The 8,298-nt window shown below is 64.3% G+C and carries 11 protein-coding genes and 1 pseudogene; 5 read left to right on the top strand and 7 right to left on the bottom strand.

What is annotated here, in order from left to right; all coding sequences use genetic code 11:
* Positions 1-124: 124 nt before the first annotated feature.
* Both dksA and QX039_RS27535 read right to left on the bottom strand, forming a co-directional pair.
* Positions 125-490 (bottom strand): RNA polymerase-binding protein DksA, encoded by a 366-nt coding sequence (gene dksA, locus QX039_RS27530; protein ID WP_170323279.1) that lies wholly within the window; start codon positions 488-490, stop codon positions 125-127.
* A 228-nt stretch (positions 491-718) separates the two neighbouring features.
* Positions 719-1,330, bottom strand: a complete 612-nt coding sequence (locus tag QX039_RS27535) for an NAD(P)-dependent oxidoreductase (protein WP_315738784.1) — start codon at positions 1,328-1,330, stop codon at positions 719-721.
* A 143-nt stretch (positions 1,331-1,473) separates the two neighbouring features.
* Between QX039_RS27535 and QX039_RS27540 the strand changes: the two genes are divergently transcribed.
* Positions 1,474-1,848 (top strand): helix-turn-helix domain-containing protein, encoded by a 375-nt coding sequence (locus QX039_RS27540; protein WP_315716006.1) that lies wholly within the window; start codon positions 1,474-1,476, stop codon positions 1,846-1,848.
* A gap of 14 nt (positions 1,849-1,862) precedes the next feature.
* On the opposite strand, the gene QX039_RS27545 is transcribed toward QX039_RS27540, so the two are convergent.
* Positions 1,863-2,276, bottom strand: coding sequence for a flagellar assembly protein FliX (locus QX039_RS27545; RefSeq protein WP_315738785.1), 414 nt, complete (start codon positions 2,274-2,276; stop codon positions 1,863-1,865).
* Positions 2,277-2,545: 269 nt separating this feature from the next.
* Here QX039_RS27545 and QX039_RS27550 point away from each other — a divergent pair, with 269 nt between their 5' ends.
* From QX039_RS27550 to QX039_RS27565, 4 genes are all read left to right on the top strand, one after another.
* On the top strand, positions 2,546-3,670 hold the full coding sequence (locus QX039_RS27550) for a flagellar basal body P-ring protein FlgI (RefSeq protein ID WP_315738786.1): 1,125 nt from the start codon (positions 2,546-2,548) through the stop codon (positions 3,668-3,670).
* Positions 3,670-4,056 carry a flagellar assembly peptidoglycan hydrolase FlgJ gene (gene flgJ, locus QX039_RS27555; RefSeq protein ID WP_315756568.1) on the top strand — a complete coding sequence of 129 codons (387 nt, stop codon included), beginning with the start codon at positions 3,670-3,672 and terminating at the stop codon, positions 4,054-4,056. The genes QX039_RS27550 and flgJ overlap by 1 nt, the downstream gene beginning before the upstream one ends.
* 56 nt (positions 4,057-4,112) lie before the next feature.
* Positions 4,113-4,598 carry a hypothetical protein gene (locus tag QX039_RS27560; RefSeq protein ID WP_315770503.1) on the top strand — a complete coding sequence of 162 codons (486 nt, stop codon included), beginning with the start codon at positions 4,113-4,115 and terminating at the stop codon, positions 4,596-4,598.
* Between the two features lie 219 nt (positions 4,599-4,817).
* Positions 4,818-5,204 (top strand): hypothetical protein, encoded by a 387-nt coding sequence (locus tag QX039_RS27565; RefSeq protein WP_315738790.1) that lies wholly within the window; start codon positions 4,818-4,820, stop codon positions 5,202-5,204.
* Between the two features lie 92 nt (positions 5,205-5,296).
* Here QX039_RS27565 and QX039_RS27570 read toward each other — a convergent pair.
* The 4 genes and pseudogenes from QX039_RS27570 to QX039_RS27585 all read right to left on the bottom strand — a co-directional run.
* A pseudogene (locus QX039_RS27570) lies at positions 5,297-5,664 on the bottom strand (hypothetical protein).
* Between the two features lie 32 nt (positions 5,665-5,696).
* On the bottom strand, positions 5,697-6,062 hold the full coding sequence (flaF, locus tag QX039_RS27575) for a flagellar biosynthesis regulator FlaF (RefSeq protein ID WP_315738793.1): 366 nt from the start codon (positions 6,060-6,062) through the stop codon (positions 5,697-5,699).
* Positions 6,063-6,427: 365 nt separating this feature from the next.
* Positions 6,428-7,999 carry a flagellin gene (locus tag QX039_RS27580; RefSeq protein WP_315738794.1) on the bottom strand — a complete coding sequence of 524 codons (1,572 nt, stop codon included), beginning with the start codon at positions 7,997-7,999 and terminating at the stop codon, positions 6,428-6,430.
* A gap of 51 nt (positions 8,000-8,050) precedes the next feature.
* Positions 8,051-8,298: hypothetical protein (locus QX039_RS27585; RefSeq protein WP_315799249.1), on the bottom strand; the 248-nt coding region annotated here is incomplete at its 5' end.

Raw genomic sequence — 8,298 nt, forward strand, 5'->3', positions numbered from 1 at the left:
CGCTTGCGCTCGCTCCCGCACAGCCTGTGCGGATCGCACAAGCACCGTCTCAGCCGTCAACAGATACTGCGGCCGCACCCGGCAGGCGGCCGCAATCCCCGCTCGTTCAGGTCAGTGTCGCGACCTACTCGTCGCGATAGACCTTTTCACGCTTCTCGTGGCGTTCCTGCGCCTCCACCGACAGCGTCGCAATGGGCCGGGCCTCGAGCCGCTTCAGCGAAATCGGCTCACCGGTCTCCTCGCAATAGCCGTAGGTGTTGTCCTCGATGCGCTGGAGCGCCGCGTCGATCTTGGAGATCAGCTTGCGCTGGCGGTCACGGGCGCGAAGCTCGATCGCCCGGTCGGTCTCCGACGACGCGCGGTCGGCGAGGTCCGGATGGTTCACGTTCTCCTCCTGCAGAGCCTGCAGGGTGAGCTTCGATTCGCGCAGGATCTCCTCCTTCCATGCCAGCAGCTTGGCGCGGAAATAGTCGCGCTGGCGTTCGTTCATGAAAGGCTCTTTTTCGGAAGGTTTGTAGTTCTTCAACTTTTCCAAGGTCAGCCCATCTGTACGTGCTGGCGCCGGTCTCGGCACCGGCGGACGGAATACGCCCGTTCGCGGCCGCGTTATATAGCGGCCTCATGTGACAGACAATATTTCCATCGGCACGGGCGCCCCGCCGTTCGGGCCGTTGCACAGGCAAATTCGGCCGCAGCCGGCGGGACGCCGTGGACGGCCTCAATAACCGACCGTGAAACGGGCCCGCCGGTGCGCCGGACGCTCGATTTCGTCGGCCATCGCGACCGCGAAGTCCTCGAAGGTGATGAAACTCTTGCCGTCGGCATCGACCAGCAACTGGTCCGTTCCGAGCCGGAACTTGGCCGTCCGGGCACCGAAATCGATCATCGCCGAGGGCGACAGGAAGGTCCAGTCGAGCTCCTTCTCCTGGCGCAGACGATCGAGGAACGCGGCGCCCTTCTCCGCTTCGGCCTTGTAGGCGGCCGGAAAGCCGGGCGTCGTCACCAGCCGCACACCCGGCGCGACCTCGAGCGAGCCGGCGCCGCCGACCACGAGGTAACGCGATACGCCCGAGTCCTTGGCCGCCCCGATCAGGGTCTCGACATCGCTGGCCGAGAAATGGATCGCGCTGATCGCGACGTCATGGCCGGCCCAGAGCTTTGCCAGCGCGGCGCGGTCGTTGGCATCGCCCCGCACCGCCTTGACGTTGGCGTGACCGGCGATCTTCTCCGGGTTGCGGGCGATGCCGGTGACCTGGTGGCCGCGGCTGGCCAGCTCGGCGGTAATGCGGGACCCGGCACGGCCGGACGCGCCGGCGACGGCGATCTTCATGGGAAGCTCCTATGTTCGAGATCACGAGGTCGGATCCGAGATCTGGACGAAGCCGCCTCGGTATCCGATAGTGACTAGATAGCGGAACGAATGCTGGTGTTAAGAGCGCACTTTAAGATCACCTGGTCACGCCGGAGTAACCGATGAGAGCCGCGAACGTCTATTCGGCCGACTGCCCAACGCGACAGATCCTCGATCGCGTCGGCGACAAATGGGCCGTGCTGATCCTGATCCTGCTGCGCAACGAACCCTTGCGCTTCAATCAGTTGCGGCGGTCGATCGAAGGGATTTCGCAGAAGATGCTGTCCCAGGTGCTGAAGAGCCTGGAGCGCGACGGCCTGGTGCGGCGGCGCGCGATCGCGACCGTCCCGGTCACCGTCGAATATTCGATCACGCCGCTCGGGCTGACGCTCGCCGCCGCGGTCGATCCGCTGCGCGACTGGGCCGAGCGTCATCTCAAGGAAGTCACCGCCGCGCAGCGGCGCTACGACGCGCAACAGCCGTCGAAGGCGGCTTGAACGCGCGAAGCGTCTCAGCTCCGCCCGGCCTTGGCGAGCTCGACCTCGACGCGCAGCTCGATCTCGGAGAGGATCGCATCCAGTCCCGGGTCGCCCGAGGTCTGTTTCAGGTCGGCCGCGGCATCGCGCAGCCGCAGCGCCATCGCGGTGTCGAGCTTGCCGGACAGCAGCGTCAGCTTGAGATCATCGAGCACGTCGAGCGCGCGCTTGCCGCGCTGGACCGAGCGCTTGCGGCGCTCCGCCGGCTCCTCCTCGATACCCTGCAGCGCCAGCAGCGCATCGATGTTCGCGGTCTGCTTCGGCGCGAGGGTCGCGCGCGTGTCCTGCGTGGTACCGACGTCAGGCAGCTTGAAGCCGCTGGACGAGGTCTTCCGCGTGCTGCTGGTCGACGAGCCCAGGGTCGTGCCGTTCGGTCCGTAGATGCGCATCGATGGCTCCCGCAAGCTTCGCGTGTCGAGCGGGAGATTGGCTCCGCCGTGGTTAACGGTGCGTAAACGGCCCGGCAAATTCTGCCGGGGCGGCAGCTTCGTTCCCCCGGAGTCCCCCTGGACCGCGACAAAGCTTCGAGTCGATTTCACACTCTTTCAATGAGTTAGCCCGGAGCATCGCCGTGGCACGACGCTCGCATAGTTAACGTCGATCATGCGGTCATGGGAGTGGCCGAGTGATCGCTTGAAGAGTTCGAGGGGAGCATAGGATGCGACGCGTCCGAACCACGCGCCTGTTTCAGGTCGCCTGCGCCGCCGTGCTGGCGCTGGCATCTACCGTCATGTCTGCGAACGCGACCTCGCGGATCAAGGATCTCGCCAATATCGAGGGCGTGCGCCAGAACCAGTTGATCGGCTATGGCCTCGTGGTCGGCCTCAACGGCACCGGCGACACGCTGAACAACATCCCCTTCACCAAGCAGTCGCTGCAGGCGATGCTCGAGCGCATGGGCGTCAACATCCGCGGCGCCACCATCCGCACCGGCAACGTCGCCGCTGTCATGGTCACCGGCAACCTGCCGCCATTCGCGACGCAAGGCACGCGCATGGACGTCACGGTGTCCGCGCTCGGCGACGCCAAGAACCTGCAGGGCGGCACCCTGCTCGTCACCCCCCTGCTCGGCGCCGACGGCAACGTCTATGCGGTGGCGCAGGGCTCGCTCGCGATCTCCGGCTTCCAGGCCGAGGGCGAGGCCGCCAAGATCGTGCGCGGCGTGCCGACGGTCGGCCGCATCGCCAATGGCGCCATCATCGAGCGCGAGATCGAGTTCGCGCTGAACCGGCTGCCGAACGTGCGGCTGGCGCTGCGCAACGCCGACTTCACCACCGCAAAGCGCATCGCCGCCGCCATCAACGATTTCCTCGGCGTCAAGACCGCCGAGCCGATCGACCCTTCGACGGTGCAGCTCAGCGTTCCCGCCGAGTTCAAGGGCAACGTCGTCGCCTTCCTGACCGAGATCGAGCAGTTGCAGGTCGATCCTGATCTCGCCGCCAAGATCGTCATCGACGAGCGCTCCGGCATCATCGTGATGGGCCGCGACGTGCGCGTGGCGACCGTCGCCGTGGCGCAAGGCAACCTCACCGTCACGATCTCCGAAAGTCCGCAGGTCAGCCAGCCCAATCCACTGTCGCGCGGCCGCACCGTGGTCACACCGCGCACCAGCGTCGGTGTCACCGAGGAAGGCAAGAAGTTCGCGGTCGTCAAGGACGGCGTGTCCTTGCAGCAGCTGGTCGACGGCCTCAACGGCCTCGGCATCGGTCCCCGCGACCTGATCAGCATCCTGCAGGCCATCAAGGCGGCGGGTGCGATCGAAGCCGACATCGAGGTGATGTGATGGCGACGTCCTTCATCGACTCCTATCATGGCCGCGTCGCTCTCAACATGCCGACGGCCGCGGCCGTCACCGCGCCGCGCACCGATCTCGATCTCGCCGAGGCCCTGACCAAGGTCTCGCCCAAGGCGCAGGCCAGGGCCAAGGCGACGGCGACCGACTTCGAAGCGATGTTCCTCAACAGCATGTTTTCGCAGATGACCAGCGGAGTGAAGGGCGAAGGGCCGTTCGGCGACACGCCGGGCACCGGCGTCTGGCGCTCGATGCTGACGGAGCAATATTCCAAGAACTTCGCCAAGGCCGGCGGCGTCGGCATCTCCAACGACGTCTTCCGCACTCTCATCCTGCAACAGGCCGGCAGCAGCTCCGGCGCCAACGGCAAAGCGTAGATGTTCGCGTGACAAGCGCGTGGGCGGCAAACGCTCACGCCGAAGGGAGTTATGAAATGACCGCACAGGGCCAAGCGAAGAAGACGACCTACACCGCCGCCACCAGCGCCGCAGAGGCACGCGCGCTCGCCGACGAGATGGTGAGCGTCATGAGCGAGCTGATCGCGGTCATCGAGCAGGAGACCGAGCTGGTTCGCGCCGGCAAGCTGCGCGAAGGCATGGCGTTCGGCCCGAAGAAGACCGAGCTGTCCCGCCACTACGTCACGACCGTGGGCCGCCTCAAGGCGAGCCAGGAGTTCATGAAGCAGACCGCGCCGGAGCTGCTCGCCACCCTGCACCGCCACCACGACACCTTCCGCGCCCTGCTGCAGGTGAACCTGACCGTGCTGGCGACTGCGCACGCGATCTCGGAAAAGATCGTGCGCGGCGTCAATGCCGAGGTTCAGCGCAAGAACATCCCCAGCACGTATACCGCCGGCGGCCGCCGCGCCGCCCCGGGCGCGCGGCACCTCACCCCGCTCGCCGTCAGCCGGACGCTCTGAGCCTCACCACCGGCACCCCCCCACTGCATTGCAGCGCCGCGCCGCGCCGCCTCGAGGGCCGCGCGGCCGTCGCCGTTTAACGCTCGGATAAGCTTAAAAGGCCCAGGCGAATCACAACGCGCCGTTCATCCTATTTCCTAACATAACGTTGATTGGTCATCGGCATAGTTGCAAGCGGGATGGGTTGGGAATTGACTCGATGGCCATGAGGAGGCTGCCATGAGTTCCGATTTCAGCGTAAGAGCGGTAGGGACGCCAGCGTCCGTTCCGATAATTCCGCCGTCGAGCCAGGCGGTGGTGAGCGCTGTTCCAACGGACCTTCCTCCCAGCCAGACCGTGACCGCGGCCGAGCCTGGCGCCTCCGTGCGCAACGACGTCCCGGTCAACGTCGCGAACGATCTGTCGGTGTCGCGGCAGGCCTATTACGATCGCGCCGCTGCCGCCCTGGTGTTCCAGGTGGTCAACCGCAAGACCGATCAGGTCGTGACCCAATATCCGGATGAGGCCGTGCTGCGCCGCCGGGCCTACTTCAACACGCTCGACCTTCAGAAGGATATGCAGAAGGCGGACGTGCCGCGCGTCGTGGCGACCGATCGCACCGCCTGAGCCCCCACGGGGCCTACCGCTTCATTCCGCCGCCGCCTGCACGCCGCCCCACCGGGCGGCGTTGCCGTATCGAGCGGCGCAGCTTTGGCGGATCAACTGCTCCGGGTCGCGTAGGCGGTGTCGAGATAGGTCTGGCCCGAGGCGGCGTCGGTGACCACGTTCTTGATCTGGGCCTTGCCGTTGCCGGTCAGCGTGAACTTCGTATCGCCGATCCCCAACGCATTATCCCTGATCAGCAGTCCTGATACTTGTTCACGCCCTCGCCCTGGTAGCGAACCTTGGCGTGAAAGCCCTCGACGTTGGAGACCGAGACCGTGAACGACTTCCCGTTGGCATATTTTCCGCTCCAGCCGCCCTGATAGAGCGTCGGATCGACGGCCACGTATTTGCTGTTGCTTCGCGCCGTACTGAGCAGGTTCGACTTGTAGGACGCAGACAGGATGCTGGTGATATCGGTCATCACGACGCGCCACCCGCCCCTGTCCCCGACGGTCAGCTCCGCCCCGACAATCCCGCGGCGATGTGGCAGTTGATGTCGATCAGCGACTTGAGCTTCGCCGGATCCGGATCCATCTGCATCTCGATCGTCTGCTTCATCACGAACACGCCGATGTTGGCGATGTTCTGGCGAATGTCGAGCGGATTCGGATTGTCGTCCGCCTCCATCGCGCTCATGAAGATCGTCCACAAGCGACGATTGAAGAGCAGAGCCTTGTACATGTTGCGATCAGGACCGCTCCAATTGGCCTGGACTTCCTGCAGCTGCCGCGCCGCTTTCAACAGAGCCTGAGCTTCGATCTCCCGTGGTGATGCCGTCGTCTGCGACGTGCGGGCATAGGCTTGAGCGGCATATGACATCAACTACTCCGGACTGACGCAGGGACACGACCAAACTGCTCAGGTTTTGTACTTTGCGTGCCTTTAAAATATGGTTAGCGGCCGTTAGCGGAATTCGTTTCGTAGCGTCACGGAGCACCGCAAATCGCCTTGTTTGGTGCACCTCTTAATTTCTTGCGAACGCGATGATTCAAAATGTCCGGACGAGGATCGTACGTTGTTCATCACGCCTCGGCGGCGCGAACTACACGAACAACGGCGCCTTCACGCAGCTCACCCACCGACATCGAACGGAGACCCGCGCTGCCACGCACGGCATAGCCAAAAGCAGAAGCGGCGGGCATGGCCCGCCGCTTCGATGAGATATCATTCCAGCGCGTTCGCGCTCAGCGCAGGAGCTGCAGCACGCTCGCCTGCGACTGATTGGCCAGCGCTAGCGCCGAGACCGCGATCGACTGGCGGGTCGACAGCGCCTGGCTGTTGGCCGCCTCCTCGTTGGTGTCGGCCAAGGTCAGGTTCGACGAGCCGGTCTGCAGCACGTTGATCAGGTTCTTGTTGAAGTCCTGACGGATCTGCACGATCGAGAGGTTCGAACCGAGCGACGACGCTTCAGAGCGGATCGCAGTCGATGCACTGTTCAAGGTCGTGAGCACCTTGTTGGCCGAGTTGCTGTCGAGGAAGTCGCTTCCGACCACCAGCGCCGACAGGCCGAGACCGGTGCTGTTGAAGGTCACGCCGGTGATGTTCAGCGTGGACCGTCCGGTCTCGTTGAACACCAACTTGAGCGTGTCGCCGTTGAGCAGGTTGATGCCGTTGAACGAGGCGTCCTGCGCCGTGGTGTTGATCTGCGCCAGGACGTTGTTGTACTGCGCGATCAGGCCGGCACGCGTCGTCTGGGAGTTGGTGTCGGCCACCGGGGTCGATGCCGTCACGCCGTTAAAGGCCATGCTGGCCGCGGTCGAAGAGCCGGCGACCGCGCCGATCGTCGACGATGCCGCTTCGTTGGTGGTGAGGATCGTAAGCTGACCCGTCGTGCTCAGGCTGGCCTGCAGGTTGTTGGTCGCGAGAGCCGTATTGAGCTGTGCCAGCGTCGAGATCTGCGAAGCACCTGTGCCGAACGTTATGTTCGTTGCGACGCCGCCCCCTGTCGAGGCAATTGTCAGCGTCTGTCCTGTCAAGGCTGGCGGATTTCGTGTGGTCGTGCCGGCGGTCAATCCGAGCTTGGCCAGGGCCGTGCCCGATACTGTCAGATCCTGCGCCGTGCCTGTCGCCAGCTGGATCTTGCCCGCTGCCACCGTGGACGGCGTTGCGGTGGCTCCGGTCACCGAATCGATGGCAGCCAGGAGGTTGCTGACGGTGTCGCCGACGCCGATGTTGGTACCGGCCGAGACCGAGCCGGCCACGAAGGTGAACACGACACCGTTGACCACGAGCGTATCGCCGGTGGTGACGCTGCTCGCCAGGTCGTTCGAGGTCGAGCTCGCCGTACCCGACAGCCTGGTGGATCCGGTGATCGCAACGGCCGAGCTGAGGTTGTCGTTGTTGACCGCGCTGCCGGTCACGAAATTGTTCGAGGAGCTGCCGAGCAGGTTGTTCGCCGTCGCCCCTGAGATGACCGCGGAGGTCACGCTCGACTTGGTGGTGTACCCCGTCGGGGCCTGGAGGACCTGGCTTGCGATCGACTTGGCGCTATCGACGAGCTTCTGAAGCGAGGTGAGACCGGTATTCGCAGCCTGGAGAACCTGGACACCGTTGCCGATGCTGTCGAGCAGATTCGCAATGTCGCTCGCGCGGTTGTTGAGCGATTGCGAGGTGAAGAATTCGGTGGGGTTATCGAGCGCCGTGTTGACCTTGTTGCCGGTGGCCAGGTTGTTTTGAGTCGTGGCCAGCAGCGATGCGGTGTTTTGCAGCGCCAGCAGGTTTTGGCGAACCGAAGCCGAGAGAACGATACCGGACATATGTGTGAAACCTTCCTAGTTATTCACCAGGAGGTTCTAGTCCAGCCACTTTTAAAACATGGTTAATGGCGCTTTAAATTTCTTGCTTAACGACTGGTTGCGATCCTGGGCTCCACTCGCGTCCGGTTCCGTGCCAGTATTGATACGGGCCGGACGGCCAAACCAGGCGAAAAAAAGCGGCGGGGTTTCCCCCGCCGCGTTGGTTGTCGAGATGCGATGCCTGCGGATCAGCGCAGCAGCTGCAGCACGCTCGCCTGCGACTGGTTGGCGAGCGACAGCGCGGACACCGCGATCGACTG

Source organism: Bradyrhizobium sp. SZCCHNR1043 (assembly GCF_032489675.1).
Taxonomy (GTDB): Bacteria; Pseudomonadota; Alphaproteobacteria; order Rhizobiales; family Xanthobacteraceae; genus Bradyrhizobium.